The organism is Streptomyces sp. NPDC005794 (assembly GCF_042871445.1).
GTDB lineage: Bacteria > Actinomycetota > Actinomycetes > Streptomycetales > Streptomycetaceae > Streptomyces.
Genome location: NZ_JBIAIN010000019.1, coordinates 41,357 through 58,705, shown reverse-complemented (window position 1 = coordinate 58,705; position 17,349 = coordinate 41,357). Strand labels below are relative to the sequence as shown.

15 protein-coding genes and 1 pseudogene are annotated in these 17,349 nt (G+C 70.0%); 11 read left to right on the top strand and 5 right to left on the bottom strand.

Annotated features, from left to right (window positions below; all coding sequences use genetic code 11):
* The first annotated feature begins 50 nt into the window (after window positions 1-50).
* Together ACFYQ5_RS27330 and ACFYQ5_RS27325 are read left to right on the top strand one after the other, a co-directional pair.
* On the top strand, window positions 51-731 hold the full coding sequence (locus ACFYQ5_RS27330) for a winged helix-turn-helix transcriptional regulator (protein WP_389201304.1): 681 nt from the start codon (window positions 51-53) through the stop codon (window positions 729-731).
* Between the two features lie 64 nt (window positions 732-795).
* A complete protein-coding gene (locus tag ACFYQ5_RS27325) occupies window positions 796-1,308 on the top strand; it encodes a cupin domain-containing protein (protein ID WP_389201303.1) in 513 nt (170 codons plus the stop codon).
* A 61-nt stretch (window positions 1,309-1,369) separates the two neighbouring features.
* Here the strand turns inward: ACFYQ5_RS27325 and ACFYQ5_RS27320 are convergent, their stop codons facing one another.
* A complete protein-coding gene (locus ACFYQ5_RS27320) occupies window positions 1,370-1,735 on the bottom strand; it encodes a nuclear transport factor 2 family protein (protein WP_389201301.1) in 366 nt (121 codons plus the stop codon).
* Between the two features lie 34 nt (window positions 1,736-1,769).
* On the opposite strand from ACFYQ5_RS27320, the gene ACFYQ5_RS27315 reads away from it, so the two are divergent.
* Together ACFYQ5_RS27315 and ACFYQ5_RS27310 are read left to right on the top strand one after the other, a co-directional pair.
* On the top strand, window positions 1,770-2,465 hold the full coding sequence (locus ACFYQ5_RS27315; protein WP_389201299.1) for a uridine kinase: 696 nt from the start codon (window positions 1,770-1,772) through the stop codon (window positions 2,463-2,465).
* A 120-nt stretch (window positions 2,466-2,585) separates the two neighbouring features.
* Complete coding sequence (locus tag ACFYQ5_RS27310; RefSeq protein WP_389201298.1) at window positions 2,586-3,194, top strand: SGNH/GDSL hydrolase family protein; 609 nt, start codon at window positions 2,586-2,588, stop codon at window positions 3,192-3,194.
* A gap of 30 nt (window positions 3,195-3,224) precedes the next feature.
* On the opposite strand, the pseudogene ACFYQ5_RS27305 reads toward ACFYQ5_RS27310, so the two are convergent.
* A pseudogene (locus tag ACFYQ5_RS27305) lies at window positions 3,225-3,767 on the bottom strand (methylated-DNA--[protein]-cysteine S-methyltransferase); the annotation flags it as partial.
* 63 nt (window positions 3,768-3,830) lie between these two features.
* The gene (locus ACFYQ5_RS27300) at window positions 3,831-4,703 is read right to left on the bottom strand and encodes a glycerophosphodiester phosphodiesterase (protein WP_389201297.1); all 873 of its coding nucleotides are present in this window, start codon (window positions 4,701-4,703) and stop codon (window positions 3,831-3,833) included.
* Window positions 4,704-4,918: 215 nt separating this feature from the next.
* Between ACFYQ5_RS27300 and ACFYQ5_RS27295 the strand changes: the two genes are divergently transcribed.
* From ACFYQ5_RS27295 to ACFYQ5_RS27275, 5 genes are all read left to right on the top strand, one after another.
* Window positions 4,919-5,791 carry an MHYT domain-containing protein gene (locus ACFYQ5_RS27295; RefSeq protein ID WP_389201295.1) on the top strand — a complete coding sequence of 291 codons (873 nt, stop codon included), beginning with the start codon at window positions 4,919-4,921 and terminating at the stop codon, window positions 5,789-5,791.
* A 39-nt stretch (window positions 5,792-5,830) separates the two neighbouring features.
* On the top strand, window positions 5,831-7,951 hold the full coding sequence (uvrB, locus tag ACFYQ5_RS27290) for an excinuclease ABC subunit UvrB (protein WP_389201292.1): 2,121 nt from the start codon (window positions 5,831-5,833) through the stop codon (window positions 7,949-7,951).
* Between the two features lie 133 nt (window positions 7,952-8,084).
* Entirely contained in the window at window positions 8,085-8,663 is a 579-nt protein-coding gene (locus ACFYQ5_RS27285; RefSeq protein WP_033303139.1) for a TerD family protein, read from the top strand.
* Window positions 8,664-8,786: 123 nt separating this feature from the next.
* Window positions 8,787-10,793, top strand: a complete 2,007-nt coding sequence (locus ACFYQ5_RS27280) for a TerD family protein (protein WP_389201291.1) — start codon at window positions 8,787-8,789, stop codon at window positions 10,791-10,793.
* Between the two features lie 266 nt (window positions 10,794-11,059).
* Window positions 11,060-12,055 (top strand): TerC family protein, encoded by a 996-nt coding sequence (locus tag ACFYQ5_RS27275; RefSeq protein WP_389201288.1) that lies wholly within the window; start codon window positions 11,060-11,062, stop codon window positions 12,053-12,055.
* Between the two features lie 66 nt (window positions 12,056-12,121).
* On the opposite strand, the gene ACFYQ5_RS27270 is transcribed toward ACFYQ5_RS27275, so the two are convergent.
* Both ACFYQ5_RS27270 and ACFYQ5_RS27265 read right to left on the bottom strand, forming a co-directional pair.
* Window positions 12,122-12,778 (bottom strand): MBL fold metallo-hydrolase, encoded by a 657-nt coding sequence (locus ACFYQ5_RS27270; protein ID WP_389201287.1) that lies wholly within the window; start codon window positions 12,776-12,778, stop codon window positions 12,122-12,124.
* A 10-nt stretch (window positions 12,779-12,788) separates the two neighbouring features.
* Window positions 12,789-13,478, bottom strand: coding sequence for a maleylpyruvate isomerase family mycothiol-dependent enzyme (locus ACFYQ5_RS27265; RefSeq protein ID WP_389201285.1), 690 nt, complete (start codon window positions 13,476-13,478; stop codon window positions 12,789-12,791).
* 175 nt (window positions 13,479-13,653) lie between these two features.
* On the opposite strand from ACFYQ5_RS27265, the gene uvrA reads away from it, so the two are divergent.
* Together uvrA and ACFYQ5_RS27255 are read left to right on the top strand one after the other, a co-directional pair.
* Complete coding sequence (gene uvrA / locus ACFYQ5_RS27260; protein ID WP_389201283.1) at window positions 13,654-16,668, top strand: excinuclease ABC subunit UvrA; 3,015 nt, start codon at window positions 13,654-13,656, stop codon at window positions 16,666-16,668.
* A 245-nt stretch (window positions 16,669-16,913) separates the two neighbouring features.
* Window positions 16,914-17,342 (top strand): Rieske (2Fe-2S) protein, encoded by a 429-nt coding sequence (locus ACFYQ5_RS27255; protein WP_389201282.1) that lies wholly within the window; start codon window positions 16,914-16,916, stop codon window positions 17,340-17,342.
* Window positions 17,343-17,349 lie beyond the last annotated feature (7 nt).

Below are 17,349 nucleotides of genomic sequence, written 5' to 3'. Positions count from 1 at the left end.
TTACCAAGCTTGGGCTTGGAAAGTCCAACAACATGTCTAGACTGCGTCGCATGCCACGTCAGCAGCAGCCCGCACGCCCCGCCCGCCGTCGGAGCTACGACCAGTTCTGCGCCACCGCCCGTGCCCTCGACTCCGTCGGCGACCGGTGGACCCTGCTGATCGTCCGTGAACTGCTCGCCGGGCCCCGCCGTTACACGGATCTGCACGCCGATCTGCCCGGAGTCAGCACGGATGTGCTGGCCTCCCGGCTCAGGGACATGGAACAGGGCGGCCTGGCGGTGCGCCGCCGCCTGCCGCCCCCCGCCGCCGCCGCGGTCTACGAATTGACCGAGCACGGCCGCGGACTGCTCCCGGTCCTCACCGCCCTCGCCCGGTGGGGTGCGCCCGCGCTCGGCGAGCGCCGCCCCACGGACGCGGTCAGGGCCCACTGGTTCGCCCTGCCGCTGCTGCGGGCCCTGGACGGCCTCACCCGCGGCGGAGTCCTCGAAGTGCGGCTCGACGAGGGCGAGTTCCACATCCGTACCGGTTGGGAAGCGGCGAGCGGCGAGGCCTACGGATTCGGCCCCGCCGACCACCCGGACGCGTGCCTCGTGCTGGACGCGGAGGCCGTCCTGGCGCTCGGGCGCGGCGAGTGCACCCTCGCGGAGATGGTCGAGCAGGGGCGGGCGGAGGTGCTCGGCGAAGGTCCGCTCGCCGAGGAACTCCGCGGCGGTCACTGTCTGCGCGCCTGACGCCTTCCACTCAACTCGTCGGTAGCGTGGTCGCGTTCACGCGGCGGAAGCTGAGGAGTCGTTCATGAGGTCCGACGGTGTGGTCGGTGCGAGGGCAGGGAAGAGCCCGGACAGGCAGGGGGCGCTGCGCAAGGCCCTGCTCGTGAGTCTCTGTGTGGCCGCGCTGTGCCTCGTGCCGGCGGCGGCCGTCGCCACGCCGGGCAGCGGGGTGAGCGGCACCGTCGTCGCCGAGGGCACCTCCGAGGGGCCGCTCAGGATCGAGCCTCCGGAGGGCCGCGCGGATGTGACCTTCCGGGAGATCACCGTGCAGCCCGGCGGCTCCACCGGCTGGCACACCCACAAGGGGCAGCTGATCGCCGTGGTCAAGTCCGGGACGCTCACCCGGACCCTCCACGACTGCTCGGTCGAGGTGACCCCCGCGGGGACGTCCTTCATCGAACCGTCCGGGGCCGGCCACCGGCACATCGGGCGCAACCTCGGGACCCAACCCGTCGTGCTGTGGGTGACGTACCTGCTTCCCGAGGGCAGCGAACTCTCGGACGACGCCGACGCGGTGGACTGCCCGGCTGCGGGATGAGGCGCGGCGGGGGCGTCCGCCCGACGGCGGTCGCCCTTCCGTGTACGCCCCGAGCCGTCCGTCAGACGGCGGCCGTCTCCCCGTACGCTCCGAAACCGGAGACGACGAGCCCGTCCCGAAAGATCAGCACCTCGTACACCCGGCCACCGATCTGGTTGCGGTAGTCGATCACCAGCGCGTCGACGCCCGCACGCCCGTCCATCACCTGGAACTCCAGGTCGGGGATCTTCTCCAGCCCGGTGGCCCAGTACGCGCGCAGCGTCGCCTTGCCGTGCAGGGTCCCGGCCGGAGCGCCCGTCAGCCGGGCGATCATCGGGGAGCTGAAGGTCACCTCCTCGTGGTAATGGGCGAGGATGCGGTCCAGGTCGTGGGAGTTCCAGTCGTCCTGCCACCGGGCCGCGAACCGGCGGGCGTATGCGAGATCCATACCGGGCATCACGCGACAGGGCGATGATGGGCACGTGCGATTCGAACCGATCACCTGGCAACGGCTCTCCGAAGCCCTCGCCGAGCGCGCCGACGGACTGGAACCGGCCGACGGCGGACCCTGGCTGAAGGTGGGCATCGACGGCGCTCCGGCCGCCCGGCCCGAAGAGCCCGCCGCACACCTCGCCGAAGCGCTGCGGGCTCGTGGGCGCCCGGTGCTCACCGTCTCCACGGGCGGCTTCCTGCGCCCGGCGAGTCTGCGCTACGAATACGGCAAGCAGGACCCGGACTCGTACGCCGACGGCTGGTTCGACACCGGAGCGCTGTGGCGGGAAGTGTTCCGGCCGCTGGAGCCAGGTGGCAGCGGACGGGTGCTGCCCGACCTCTGGGACCCCGTGACGGACCGGGCCACCCGCAGCGCGTACCGGGTGCTGCCCGAGGGAGGGGTACTGATCCTGCACGGACCTCTGCTCCTCGGCCACTGGTTCCCGTTCGACCTCGGGATCCACCTCAGTCTCTCGCCGGGAGCGCTCCGGCGGCGCACCGGGGAGAGCGAGCGCTGGACCCTGCCCGCCTTCGCGCGGTACGAGGACGAGGCCGCTCCGGCCGCACGTGCGGACGCGGTCGTACGGGCCGACGATCCGCACCACCCCGCCTGGACGGGGCTCAGCGGCCGGGGCCTGCCGTCCGGGACGCCGAGCGGACCGCGGGACGGTGCCGACGAGGCGTAGTCCGGACCGCCCCGGCCACCGGAGCATTGCGCGGTCGATCTTGGAGGGGCAACATGTCCTGCCGACGGGGTGCCGATGCCGGTACGGGCGGTCGGTGACCGGGCGGGGGAGGGACAGACCATGATCAGACTGACGGACGAGCCCATGACCTGGGTGGCGACCGGGGACAGCATCACCCAGGCGGTTCTGCACACCCACGGAGCTCGCGGCTGGGTCGAGCACGTGCACGAGCGGATCCGGTGGCAGCTGGGCCGCCTCACCGATGTCGTGGTCAACACGGGGGTCTCCGCGTGGGGCGCGGCCGACGTACTCGGGGAACACCACCGTCTCATCGGCCGGTTCGAGCCCGACGTGCTGTCCGTGTCCCTCGGCACCAACGACTGCCTCGCCGGGGAGGGCGGACTGCCCGAGTTCCACGACGCGCTGCGCCGGATCGTCACCGGGGCGGGGTCGCGGACACAGGTCGTCCTGCACACGCCCGCCCTGGTCAGCTTCTCGGGCAGGGAGCGGCGCGCGGCACTGCCCGCGTACTGCCAGGCCGTACGGGAGGTCGCGAAGGAGACGGATGCGCTGCTCGTCGACCACGAGGCCCACTGGCTGGCGCACCACGGCGAGGCCGACCCGATTCCATGGCTCGACGAACCGGCCCACCCGAACGCCGCCGGCCACCTGCGCATGGCCGATCACACCCTACGAGCGATGGGCCTGGGGGAACTGGACCCCCTGTAGGAAGTTCCTCGCGGGAAGGGGCTCCGGTGAGAACAGCGGCTGCGGAAGTATCCCCTCGAGTGCCAGCAGCTGCCGCTTCGTCTCCAGCCCGCCGCCGAACCCGCCGAGCCCTCCGTCGCTCTCCACCACCCGGTGGCACGGAACCACCACGGGCAGCGGGTTGGAGCCCATGGCCGCCCCCACGGCCTGGGCGGCGCCCGGCCGGCCGACCCGGCTCGCCAGATCCCCGTAGCCCACGACCGTCCCGTAGGGCACGCCGGAGGCGAGCTCGCGGAGCACCTCGCGGTGGAAGCCGGAGCTCAGCGACCAGTCCAGCGCGAGTGAGAACTCCCGCAGCTCTCCGGCGAAATACGCCACGAGCTGACGCACCGGCTCGGCCAGCAGCGCCGAGTCCGGGGCCTCCACGGGCTCCGCGCCCAGCCGGGTCCGCACCTGTCCGAGCGCCTTGTCCCGGACCGCGGGGTGCGCGTGGAAGACCACCGTCACCAGGCCCACGCGGGTCGCGGCGAGCAGGAGAGGGCCGATGTCGCTCGGCACGACGGACCACTCCACGACCTGCTCGTTGCTCTCCATGCGACCCACCGTACGACCGGCCACTGACATCGGTACTCGTACGACGCCCGCCCGTCCGGCCGTTCAGCGGGTGGCGTCCCTGACGGTGTCGGGGTTGTTGGTGATGATGCCGTCCACACCGAAGCCGGCCACCTCCGCCGCCTTCGCCGCGTCGTTCACGGTCCAGGTGTTCACCCGGAGCGGTTTGCCGTGGACGCCCTTCAGCTTCTGCACCGCGGCGACGTAGTCGGCGCTGATCGTCGTGTACGACGGATTGATCTGGTCGGTGAACGCCGCGTACGACGGAAGATCGGCCACCGCGGGGGTGCCCAGGAAGCCCGTGACGACGTCAGGACGCTGGGCGTGGACAGTTTTCACACTCTCTGCACCGAAGCTCTGGATGATCAGTTTGCTCTTGACGTGACCTCGGTCGAGCCACCCCTCCTCGCGCAGGACGCGCAGGGTCTCCTTCTCGATCCCCGGGTAGGTCTCCGGGCTCTTGATCTCCAGGAGCAGCTTCTGGCGATTGCTCTCGACACGGTGCAGGTACTGCGTGAGCGTCGGCACCCGGGCCCCGTCGAAGCCGGCGCCGAACCAACTGCCCGCGTCCAGCTTCGCGATCTCCGCCGCGGTGAAGTCCTTGACCGCCCAGGGCGCACGGTCGGGGAAGACCTGCTCGGCGTCGGTGGTCCGGCTCAGGGTGGTGTCGTGCACGACGACCAGCACGCCGTCCTTGGTGAGCTGCACGTCGTTCTCCACCCACGCGATGCCCAGGTCATCGGCCGCGTCCACAGCCGCCAGGGTGTTCTCCGGGGCGTAGGCGGACGCTCCCCGGTGGGCGTAGACGACCGGGCTGTCCTGGGCGGCCGAGGCCTGTGCCGGGGTGGCGGGCAGCAGGACGCAGGCGCCGAGCAGGGCGGCGGCGGCGCCTGAGGCGGTTGCTGTACGTACGGACACGTGTACTCCTCGCGTCGGGATGCGGACAGGCAGAGACTCCCATCCGAGACCCAACGGACGGGAGGGCGATGATGGCCGTGTTGTGAACGGAATGTTGGGTGCCGGATCTTCGGAGGGCTCGGAGGCGGATAAAATGCCGTCCTTATGTTTGCTTGCCGGGCCTTGCCCTTTAGGGTCACCCCCGAACCCGGGCACACCGCGAAGGGCGTACCAGCATGCAGGGCACAGTTGACGGATTCACCTACGGCCTCGTGACCCCCGTCACGGCGTTCCTCATGGCATGCCTCGGTGCTGCTCTCGGTCTTCGCTGCACCGCTCGGTCCCTGCGCACCCGAGGTGCCTCCAGAGCCGGCTGGCTGGCCCTCGGCGCGACGTCCATCGGATCCGGCATCTGGACGATGCACTTCATCGCGATGCTGGGCTTCACCGTCCGGGAAGCGCCGGTGAGCTACGACAGGCCCCTCACCTTCGCCAGCCTCGCCGTGGCGGTCGTGATGGTCGGGATCGGCATCTTCCTCGTCGGCTACCGCGGCGCCACCCGCATGGCACTGGTCACCGGCGGAACGATCACCGGCCTCGGCGTCGCCTCCATGCACTACCTCGGCATGGCCGGAATGAACGTCGAGGGACTGTTCCAGTACGACACACTCACCGTCGCGTTCTCCGTGGTCATCGCCGTGGTGGCAGCGACCGCCTCACTGTGGGCGGCCGTCTCCGTCCGCGGCTTCCTCCCCAGCCTCGGAGCCAGCGTGGTCATGGGCGTGGCCGTGAGCGGGATGCACTACACGGGAATGGCCGCGCTCGAGGTGCACCTGCACCCGGACGCCGTACCGGTACCGCCCGGTGAGTCCCCCACTTCGCTGCTGCTGCCGATGATGATCGGCCCGGGCTGTTTCCTGCTGCTCGCCGCAGTGATCGTGATGATCGACCCGCTCGTGGTGACCGGTGCGTCCGGAGGTGCCGGCCGGCTGCCCGGTCACCCTTCCGGGCACGGTGGCCCGGTGGCCTCGATCCCCGCCCAGCGCCGCTACCCCCCGCCCTACGAGTCCGTCTCACGCAGGGAGTACCGGCAGCCGCGGAACCGCTGATCCTCCGCCGTTGTCAGTGGGGGGTCGTACGGTGGTTGCATGCGGCCAGTCTCGAAGATCGAACGTTCGGTGGCGCCTTTCGAGGTCGTCAGTCCCTACCAGCCCAGCGGTGACCAGCCGGCGGCCATCGCCGAGCTGGACCGTCGCGTCCGCGCAGGTGAGAAGGACGTCGTCCTGCTCGGCGCGACCGGCACGGGCAAGTCGGCGACGACCGCCTGGATGATCGAGAAGCTGCAGCGCCCCACCCTGGTGATGGCGCCGAACAAGACGCTCGCCGCCCAGCTGGCCAACGAGTTCCGAGAGCTCCTCCCGAACAACGCCGTGGAGTACTTCGTCTCGTACTACGACTACTACCAGCCCGAGGCGTACGTCCCGCAGTCGGACACCTACATCGAGAAGGACTCCTCGATCAACGAGGAGGTCGAGCGGCTGCGGCACTCCGCCACGAATTCACTGCTCACCCGGCGTGACGTCGTCGTGGTCGCCTCCGTCTCCTGCATCTACGGCCTGGGCACCCCGCAGGAGTACGTGGACCGGATGGTCCAGCTCAAGGTCGGCGACGAGATCGACCGTGACCAGCTGCTGCGCCGCTTCGTCGAGATCCAGTACACCCGCAACGACCTCGCGTTCACCCGCGGCACCTTCCGGGTGCGCGGCGACACGATCGAGATCTTCCCGGTGTACGAGGAGCTCGCCGTCCGCATCGAGATGTTCGGCGACGAGATCGAGGCGCTCTCGACCCTCCACCCGCTCACCGGAGAGGTCATCAGCGAGGACACCGCACTCCACGTCTTCCCCGCCAGCCACTACGTGGCGGGCCCCGAGCGCATGGAGAAGGCGGTCGGCGGCATCGAGCGGGAGCTGGAGCAGCGCCTCGCCGAGCTGGAGAAGCAGGGCAGGATGCTGGAGGCCCAGCGGCTGCGGATGCGCACCACCTACGACATCGAGATGCTCCGCCAGATCGGCACCTGCTCCGGCGTCGAGAACTACTCGATGCACTTCGACGACCGCTCTCCCGGCACCGCCCCCAACACCCTCCTCGACTACTTCCCCGAGGACTTCCTCCTCGTCCTGGACGAGTCGCACGTCACCGTGCCGCAGATCGGCGCGATGTACGAGGGCGACGCCTCCCGCAAGCGGACCCTCGTCGACCACGGCTTCAGGCTGCCGTCCGCCCTGGACAACCGCCCGCTGAAGTGGGAGGAGTTCCTCGGCCGTATCAATCAGACGGTCTACCTCTCCGCCACACCCGGGAAGTACGAGATGTCCCGGGGCGACGGCTTCGTCGAGCAGATCATCAGGCCCACCGGGCTCGTCGACCCGGAGGTCGTCGTCAAGCCCACCGAGGGCCAGATCGACGACCTGGTCCACGAGATCCGCAAGCGGACCGAGAAGGACGAGCGCGTCCTGGTCACCACCCTCACCAAGAAGATGTCCGAGGACCTCACGGACTACTTCCTCGAGCTGGGCATCCAGGTCCGCTATCTCCACAGCGACGTCGACACGCTGCGCCGCATCGAACTGCTGCGCGAGCTGCGCTCCGGTGAGTACGACGTCCTGGTCGGCATCAACCTCCTGCGCGAGGGGCTCGACCTGCCCGAGGTGTCACTGGTGGCCATCCTCGACGCGGACAAGCAGGGCTTCCTGCGCTCCGGCACGTCGCTGATCCAGACCATCGGACGTGCCGCCCGTAACGTCTCGGGGCAGGTCCACATGTACGCCGACAAGATCACCCCGGCCATGGCGCAGGCCATCGACGAGACCAACCGCCGCCGCGAGAAGCAGATCGCCTACAACACCGAGCGCGGGGTGGACCCGCAGCCCCTCCGTAAGAAGATCAACGACATCGTCGCGTCCATCGCCCGCGAGGAGGTCGACACCGAGCAGCTGCTCGGCACCGGCTACCGGCAGGCGAAGGACACCAAGGCCCCCGTTCCCTCGCTGGGAGGCAAGGCCGCCGCGGGGAGCAAGGCGAAGAAGGGCGGCGCGGTGGTCACCGACCGGCCCGCCGCGGAGCTCGCGGGGATCATCGAGGAGATGACGGACCGCATGCGGGCCGCCGCGGCCGACCTGCAGTTCGAGGTGGCCGCGCGCCTGCGTGACGAGGTGGGGGAGCTGAAGAAGGAGCTGCGCCAGATGAGGGAGGCGGGACTGGCCTGATCGCGTGGGGCCCGCAGTGTTGCAGGACCGACACAAAAACGGCCCATCACTCCTTCTCGCCTGCAGGGACTGCGTAGGGTGCGGGGAAACCGCACACCGACGGGTGCGGGGCAATGCGGAGAGGGGACAGCGCGTGACGGTCAACATGACCAAGGGCCAGGCCATCAGCCTGCAGAAGAGCGACGGGGGGACCCTGACCGCGGTACGGATGGGGCTCGGCTGGCAAGCCGCCCCGCGGCGCGGGCTGTTCGGCTCGCGCACCCGGGAGATCGACCTGGACGCCTCGGCGGTTCTCTTCGCCGACAAGCAGCCCGTGGACGTCGTGTTCTTCCGCCACCTCGTCAGTGACGACGGCTCGGTCAAGCACACCGGTGACAACCTGGTCGGCGGCGCCGGCTCGGGCGGCGACGACGAGGCGATCCTGGTCGACCTGCAGCGGATCCCGGTCCACATCGACCAGATCGTCTTCACGGTGAACTCGTTCACCGGACAGACGTTCCAGGAGGTGCAGAACGCCTTCTGCCGCATCGTCGACGAGACCAACGGCCAGGAGCTCGCCCGCTACACGCTGGACGGCGGCGGCCAGTACACGGCGCAGATCATGGCGAAGGTGCACCGCGCGGGCAGCGGATGGCAGATGACCGCCCTCGGCAACCCCGCCAACGGCCGGACCTTCCAGGACCTGATGCCGTCGATCCTGCCGCACCTGTAGGCGCGGCAGGGGCACGGGCGACACCTGGGCCACAGAGCCGTACGAGCAGCTCCCGGAGGCACGTGCCGCCGGGAGCTGCGCCCATGGGCAGGGCACCACACCGAACGTCGAGGGGACAGGGCATTGACGGCCGAGCTGGTCCGGGGGCAGAACCACACCTTGCCCCAGACCCGTCTGGAGATCAGGGTGTCGGCGGGCTCACCCGTCGTGGCCGGGGCCACGCTGGGGGATGAGCGGGGCACGGTCCGCGGCGCCGAGTGGATCGCCCACCCCGCCTCGCACCGGGTTCCAGGGCTGGAGGTGTCCAGGCAGGCGGCGGCCGACCACCGGCTGGCCGTGGACCTGGACGCCCTGCCCGACGAGGTGCACCGCGTCACCGTCCTCCTCGCCCTGCCGATGGGCCCCGGGCAGCCGGGCAGGTTCGGTGCGGTCGCCGCGCCCTTCGTCGCCGTCACCGGACTCGACGGCGCCGAGATCGCCACGTTCACGCTCACCGGCCTGGACACCGAATCCGCTGTGTCGGCGCTCGAGCTCTACCGGCGCCATGGCGTCTGGAAGGTCCGCGCTGTCGGCCAGGGCTACGCCGCCGGGCTCGCCGAGATGCTCGCCGACCAGGGCGTGGCAGGAGCGGCGGAGCTGGCCGCCTCCATCCAGGAGGCCGTCGCCTCCGGACTGGCCCGCTCCGTGACGCCGCCGCCCCGCACTCCCGGCGGCGAGCGGGTGGGCCACTCCGCAGGCCCCACGGCTTCCGCAGGCCCCACGGCTTCCGCAGGCCCCTCGGCTTCCGCAGGCCCCACGCCCTCCGCAGGAAACGGCAGGCCGCCCGCCTCGGCGCAGGTCCCCGAGCCGGTGCAGCCACCTGAGCCGCCGACCGCCCCGACGCCCCCGCGCACGGACACTCCTGGCGGCCCGGTCAGCTACGCGCACCCGCGGCGTCAGGCCTCGGCCCCGCCCCCGCCGCCCCCGACGGCTCCGCCGGCCGCGCCGGGACAGCCCGCGCAGCCCGTCGCCGGTGACGCCGCCGGCTGGTCCATGGACGAGCGCCTCTACAACCAGATCTGGGGCATGTTCGAGGACCTGGCCCGCGCCGTCGCCGCCTACCGCAGCGCGGCCGACTTCGCCGAGTCCCGGATGGACCAGGAACTCGACCGGACCCTGACGGACCCGCGCAGCCGCATCGGCGGTGCGGGTGATCGTGCCCGGGAGGAAGCCCGGGCCAAGCGCGACGAACTCACCGGCCGGGCACGCGAGGCGCTCGAGCGTGATCTCGCCCAGCTCGCCGCCGAGTCCGCCGTCGTCGAACCGGCCCTCCCCGCCGCGTACGCGGGCTGGGGCAACCCCGTCTGGCACGGCTACCGCGTCCCGATGGAGATGCCGATGGCCCTGCGCATCGGCGACATCCATCTGCCCGAGGGCACCGGACTGCGCATCCCGCTCCTGGTGCGGCTCCCGCTGGAGCGCGGGATCTGGGTCGACAGCGGACGTACCGCCTCCGAGGCGGCCGCGGCGACGGACGGGGACCAGGTGCGGAGGCAGGCCATGGAGACGGCGGTCGCGCTGGCCGCGCGACTGCTCGCCGTCCACCCGGCGGACGAGTTCTCCGTGCACGTCATCGACCCGGCCGGTTCCGCGGCCGGTCCGCTCTCACCCGTGGTCGGTTCCGGCGTGCTCGCCGGGCCGCCCGCCGTCGGGGCGCACGGCGTGTCCTCGGTCCTCGCCCACCTCACCCGGCGCGTCGACCTGGTGCAGATGGCGGTCAGGGCCGGCGCCGCGGACGCGCTGCCCCCGGACCTCGACACGGGGGAGCACCTGCTGATCGTCAACGACTTCCCGCACGGCTTCGACGACAAGGCCGTCACCCAGCTGCGCTACCTGGCCGACGAGGGCCCCGCGGTGGGCGTGCACCTGCTGATGGTGGCCGACCGTGAGGACGCCCGCGCCTACGGACCGGTGCTCGACCCACTGTGGCGGTCCCTGTTGCGGATCACCCCCGTGGCCGACGACCACCTCGCCGACCCCTGGGTGGGCCACGCGTGGACGTACGAGCCGCTGAGGGTGCCCCAAGGCAGCCGTGTCCTGGAGCAGGTCCTCGCCCGGGTGGCCGCGGCCCGGCGCGCTGGTTACCGCTGAACCGTATGACGCGAAGTCAGATGTGCCTGCAAGGGCCCTGAGCTGGCATTTTGGTCACGTCTTGGAGGGGACTTTACTGTTTCTTGGTGTTTCATGTACTGTTCTTCATGCGGAGGGGAGTACTCCCGATCGCGGCGTTCCCGTCAGTACGGACTGTGACCGGTCCCGGGGCGTCGGCCCGGCGCGCAGCCCGCGTGACCTGGGTGGAAGAGACCTCCGGCAGCGACGACGCTGATCTATAGCCGTAGCGAACTGCCGGAGGCGCAGTGGACGTTTCATGGACTCTTTGGACGCTGACCATTCTTGGTCTCGTCGCCCTCATCTCCGTCGACTTCTTCATCGGGCGCAAGCCTCATGATGTGTCGACCAAGGAAGCCGGGATCTGGACCATCGTCTGGATCGCGCTGGCCGCGCTCTTCGGGCTCGGTCTGCTGGTCTTCGGTGAAAGCCAGGCCTCGGGCGAATTCTTCGCCGGCTTCATCACCGAGAAGTCGCTCAGTGTCGACAATCTCTTCGTCTTCGTCCTGATCATGGCGAAGTTCTCGGTGCCCTCCCACCTCCAGCAGCGGGTGCTGCTCATCGGTGTGCTGATCGCCCTGGTGCTGCGTGCGATCTTCATCGCAGCCGGTGCCGCGGTCATCGCCAACTTCTCGTGGGTCTTCTACATCTTCGGCGCGTTCCTGATCTACACCGCCTGGAAGCTGATCCAGGAGGCGCGAGCCGACGAGGACGAAGAGGACTGGGAGGAGAACCGTCTCCTGAAGTCGGTCGAGCACCGCTTCGGTGTCGCCGACAGGTACCACGGAACCAAGCTCTTCATCCAGAAGAACGGCAAGCGCGTCCTGACCCCGCTCATGGTGGTCATGCTCGCCATCGGCACCACCGATGTGCTGTTCGCGCTGGACTCCATCCCGGCGATCTTCGGCCTGACCCAGGACCCGTACATCGTCTTCACCGCCAACGCCTTCGCCCTGATGGGTCTGCGTCAGCTGTACTTCCTCATCGGCGGTCTGCTGAAGAAGCTGGTCCACCTCAGCTACGGGCTCTCGGTGATCCTCGGGTTCATCGGCGTCAAGCTGGTGCTGCACGCTCTGCACGAGTCCGGGGTGCACGTCCCGGAGATCTCCATCCCGTTCTCCCTCTCCGTCATCTGCGGCGTCCTGGTGATCACCACGATCACCAGCCTGATCGCCAACAAGAAGAAGGCGGCGCAGGAGGCCGAGGAGAAGGACGACAGCGAGAACGTCGGCGTCGAGAAGTAACGCCGGACGGACACACCGACGGCCGGGGCCCCGTGAGGGGCACCCGGCCGTCGGGCGTTCACCGGTTCACCAGCCGCGCTCGCGCCACTCCGGCAGGTGCGGCCGCTCGGCGCCGAGCGTGGTGTCGTGACCGTGGCCCGGGTAGACCCACGTCTCGTCCGGCAGCCGGTCGAAGAGCTTGGTCTCCACATCGTGGAGCAGGCTCGCGAACGCCTCCGGGTCCTTGCGCGTGTTGCCCAGCCCGCCGGGGAAGAGGCAGTCCCCGGTGAACAGGTGCGGGGCCCCGTGCGGGTCGTCGTAGACCAGGGCGATGGACCCAGGGGTGTGGCCGGTCAGATGGCGGGCGGTCAGTGAGACCTGGCCCACCCGGACCGTGCCGCCGTCCTCGACGAGCTCATCGGTCGGGACCGGGATGCCCTCGGCGTCGTACCTCCCGGCGTACGTCCTCGCTCCGGTGGCTGCCACCACCTCGCCGAGCGCCTGCCAGTGGTCACCGTGCCGGTGCGTGGTGACGACGGACGCGATGCCGTCCTCGCCGACCAGCCGCAGCAGGGTCCCGGCCTCGTCGGCCGCGTCGATCAGGAGCTGCTCGCCGGTGGCCCGGCAGCGCAGCAGGTACGCGTTGTTGTTCATCGGGCCGACGGCGACCTTGGAGATCATCAGATCCGTCAGCTCGTGCACATCCGCAGCTCCGCCGACCTTGACCGTTCCGCTGTACGTCATGGGACGCAGCCTATAGCGGGGGCAGCGCGGGAAGGCTGCCGCCTTCGACGCTGAGCGCGGAGCCGTCACGGCGTCCGCAGAGCCAGCCGAGGATGTCGGGGGCCGTGCCCCGGACGGTGACCGGAGCACCCTCGGCCCCGCCGCCCGTGGTCCACAGCCGGCCGTCCTCGGTGACCGCCGTCGTGGGGACGACCTCCCGGTGCCCGGCGAACCGCTCGGCCAGGAAGTCGTTCTCCCGGAGCACGAACTCCTCCGGCAGATCCTCCAGCTCGTATCCCACCCCCAGGTCCACGTGGTGCAGCTCGACCTCGGCCCAGCGGCGGAAGGGGACCCGGGACGCCGAGTCCGTCACTCCGTTGCGCATCGTGATCGTGCGTGACCAGTCGGCCGGCGCCTCCGCCGCCGCCAGGAAGGCCGCTCCGCTCCCACGCAGGTCGGCGAGGTGTTCGGCCAGGGCGCGAGGCGCGTCCCGTTCGATCTCGGCGTCCCGGGTTTCGCTGTTCGCGTACATCGGGCGCCCTTGGAGAACATTTACGAGGGCGTCGGCGTTACGTGACAGGTGGGCGAGAACATGGCCGCGGCTCCAGCCCGGCAGACGCGACGGCTCGGCAACAGCGACGTCGTCCATCGTGCCCGTCGCACCGAGCAGTCGATCGGTCGCTTCACGTACCGCATCCAGGTCACGCGCATGATCAGTCATGAGCCGAGCGTAGACCCCACCACTCATTCGGGTGATGGAGTCTTCGGACGTCCGTAAATCGAATGCGCGTGCTATACGCTCGGAGTCGAAAGCTTCGTACACCGCTGAAGCGCCCCCCATACCCTGGGACAGGGGCTCAGTTCCCCCACTTCTCTCCAGAAAGGTGCGGACCGGCGTGGCCGACCGTCTCATCGTCCGTGGCGCGCGCGAGCACAACCTGAAGAACGTCTCGCTCGATCTCCCCCGTGACTCCCTCATCGTCTTCACCGGGCTCTCCGGATCGGGCAAGTCCTCACTCGCGTTCGACACGATCTTCGCCGAGGGCCAGCGGCGCTACGTGGAGTCACTCTCCTCGTACGCCCGGCAGTTCCTCGGCCAGATGGACAAGCCGGACGTGGACTTCATCGAAGGCCTCTCGCCCGCCGTCTCCATCGACCAGAAGTCGACCTCGCGCAACCCGCGCTCGACGGTCGGCACCATCACCGAGGTCTACGACTACCTCAGGCTGCTCTTCGCCAGGATCGGCAAGCCGCACTGCCCCGAGTGCGCCAGGCCCATCGCGCGCCAGTCGCCGCAGGCCATCGTCGACAAGGTGCTCGGTCTGCCCGAGGGCAGCCGCTTCCAGGTCCTTTCGCCGCTGGTGCGCGAGCGCAAGGGCGAGTTCGTCGACCTCTTCGCCGATCTCCAGACCAAGGGGTACAGCAGGGCCCGCGTGGACGGCGAGACGATCCAGCTGTCCGAGCCGCCCACGCTGAAGAAGCAGGAGAAGCACACCATCGAGGTGGTCATCGACCGCCTCACGGTGAAGGACAGTGCCAAGCGCCGGCTGACCGACTCCGTCGAGACGGCGCTGGGCCTCTCCGGCGGCATGGTCGTGCTCGACTTCGTCGACCTCGAGGCGGACGACCCCGAGCGTGAGCGGATGTACTCCGAGCACCTCTACTGTCCGTACGACGACCTCTCCTTCGAGGAACTGGAGCCCCGCTCCTTCTCCTTCAACTCCCCCTTCGGCGCCTGCCCCGACTGCACGGGCATCGGCACGCGGATGGAGGTCGACCCGGAGCTGATCGTCCCGGACGAGGACAAGTCCCTCGACGAGGGCGCGATCCACCCCTGGTCGCACGGCCACACCAAGGAGTACTTCGGGCGCCAGATCACCGCGCTGGCCGAAGCCCTCGGATTCCGCACGGACATCCCCTGGGCCGGACTGCCGCAGCGTGCCAAGAAGGCTCTGCTCCACGGCCACAAGATCCAGACCGAGGTGCGCTACCGCAACAGGTACGGACGCGAGCGCGCCTACACCACCCCCCGCTTCGAGGGTGCGGTCCAGTACGTCAAGCGGCGGCACTCCGAGGCCGAGAGCGACTCCAGCAGGGAGCGCTTCGAGGGCTACATGCGTGAGGTGGCCTGCCCGACCTGTGAGGGAACCCGGCTCAAGCCGCTGGTCCTGGCGGTGACGGTGATGGAGAAGTCCATCGCCGAGGTCGCCGCGATGTCGATCAGCGAGTGCGCCGAGTTCCTCGGCCGCCTCAAGCTGAACGCCCGCGACAAGAAGATCGCCGAGCGGGTGCTCAAGGAGGTCAACGAGCGGCTGAAGTTCCTCGTCGACGTCGGCCTCGACTACCTCTCGCTGAACCGTGCCGCCGGCACCCTGTCCGGCGGCGAGGCCCAGCGCATCCGGCTCGCCACCCAGATCGGCTCCGGTCTCGTCGGCGTGCTGTACGTGCTGGACGAGCCGTCCATCGGCCTCCACCAGCGTGACAACCACCGGCTGATCGAGACCCTGGTCCGGCTCCGGGACATGGGCAACACGCTCATCGTCGTCGAACACGACGAGGACACCATCAAGGTCGCCGACTGGGTCGTCGACATCGGCCCCGGTGCGGGTGAGCACGGCGGCAAGGTCGTCCACTCCGGCTCGCTCAAGGAGCTGCTGGCCAACAAGGAGTCGATCACCGGTCAGTACCTCTCGGGCAGCAGGGTGATCGAGATGCCGGACGTCCGGCGTCCCGTCGACCCGCAGCGCCTGCTCACGGTGCACGGCGCCCGGGAGAACAACCTCCAGGACATCGACGTCTCGTTCCCGCTCGGCGTGCTCACCGCCGTCACCGGTGTCTCCGGTTCGGGTAAGTCGACCCTGGTCAACGACATCCTCTACACCCACCTGGCACGCGAGCTCAACGGCGCCAAGTCGGTCCCCGGGCGGCACACCCGGGTCGACGGTGACGACCTCGTCGACAAGGTCGTCCACGTCGACCAGTCGCCGATCGGCCGTACACCCCGGTCCAACCCGGCCACGTACACCGGAGTCTTCGACCATGTCCGCAGGCTGTTCGCCGAGACGATGGAGGCGAAGGTGCGCGGCTATCTGCCGGGCCGCTTCTCCTTCAACGTCAAGGGCGGCCGCTGCGAGAACTGCTCAGGCGACGGCACGATCAAGATCGAGATGAACTTCCTGCCCGACGTGTACGTCCCGTGCGAGGTCTGCCACGGTGCGCGCTACAACCGCGAGACGCTGGAGGTCCACTACAAGGGCAAGTCCATCGCCGAGGTGCTGGACATGCCGATCGAGGAGGGCCTGGAGTTCTTCGAGGCCGTCCCGACGATCGCCCGCCACCTCCGCACGCTCAACGAGGTGGGCCTCGGGTACGTCAGGCTCGGCCAGTCCGCGCCGACGCTCTCCGGCGGTGAGGCGCAGCGGGTGAAGCTGGCGAGCGAGCTGCAGAAGCGCTCCACCGGCCGCACGGTCTACGTCCTGGACGAGCCGACGACCGGTCTGCACTTCGAGGACATCAGCAAGCTCATCGCGGTGCTGTCGGGCCTGGTCGACAAGGGCAACACGGTGATCGTCATCGAGCACAACCTCGATGTGATCAAGACCGCCGACTGGGTCGTCGACATGGGCCCCGAGGGTGGTAACGGCGGCGGTCTGGTCGTCGCCGAGGGCACTCCGGAGCAGATCGCCTCGGTGCCGGCCAGCCACACCGGGAAGTTCCTCCAGGGGATCCTGGGCGCGGACCGGATCGGTGAGACCGCGATGCCCGCGGCCCGCAAGGCCCGTAAGGCGCCCGCGAAGAAGGCCGTCGCCGCGAAGGCGACCACGGCCCGCAGGACGGCCACGGCCAGGACGGCCGGCAAGGCGGCGGAGCAGCCCCCGGCCAAGAAGGCCGCCCGCGCGCGGAAGGCCTGACCACCGCCCGGCCGGGGCGGCGCCCCGCACAAGGACGCCGCCCCGGCCGGACGGGCCTTTCCGTCCCCGCCGGCTCATCCGTCCGACCGGGCACTCCCCGGGGCCGGTCGAAGGGCCGGCGTTCTCCGTCGGTATCGTCGGGTCTGTCGCCATGCCATCAGATGCGGCCCGTGCCCGGAGTCCCTGGTACCCGGCGCCCCGGACGGTGACGGTGGCTCTCTGTCCCCCCGACCTGTGGAGACCGCATGTCCGGCCTGCCCGCCGCCCGCCGTACCGTACTGAAGGGCGCCGCTCTCGCCGGTGCCGCCGGGCTGGGAGCGGCCGCCTGTTCGACCGAGTCGAAGCTCGGCCATGCGCAGACGCCCACGCCCACCGCACCCGTGGAGCTCGGTGCCGCGGACGAGGTCCCGGTCGGCGGGGCGAAGCTCTACCGGGAGCAGCGGGTCGTCGTGAGCTGCCCGGCCGCCGGTGAGTACAAGGCCTTCAGCGCGCAGTGCACCCACGCGGGCTGCCTGCTGGACAAGGTCGAGGGCAACGAGGGCAACTGCCCCTGCCACGGCAGCCGCTTCGACATGACCACGGGCAAGGCGCTGAAGGGCCCTGCCACCGTGCCGCTGCCCTCGGTCCCGCTGAAGCTCGAGGGCGGGAAGCTCGTCGCGGGCCCCGGAGCCTGACCGGCGG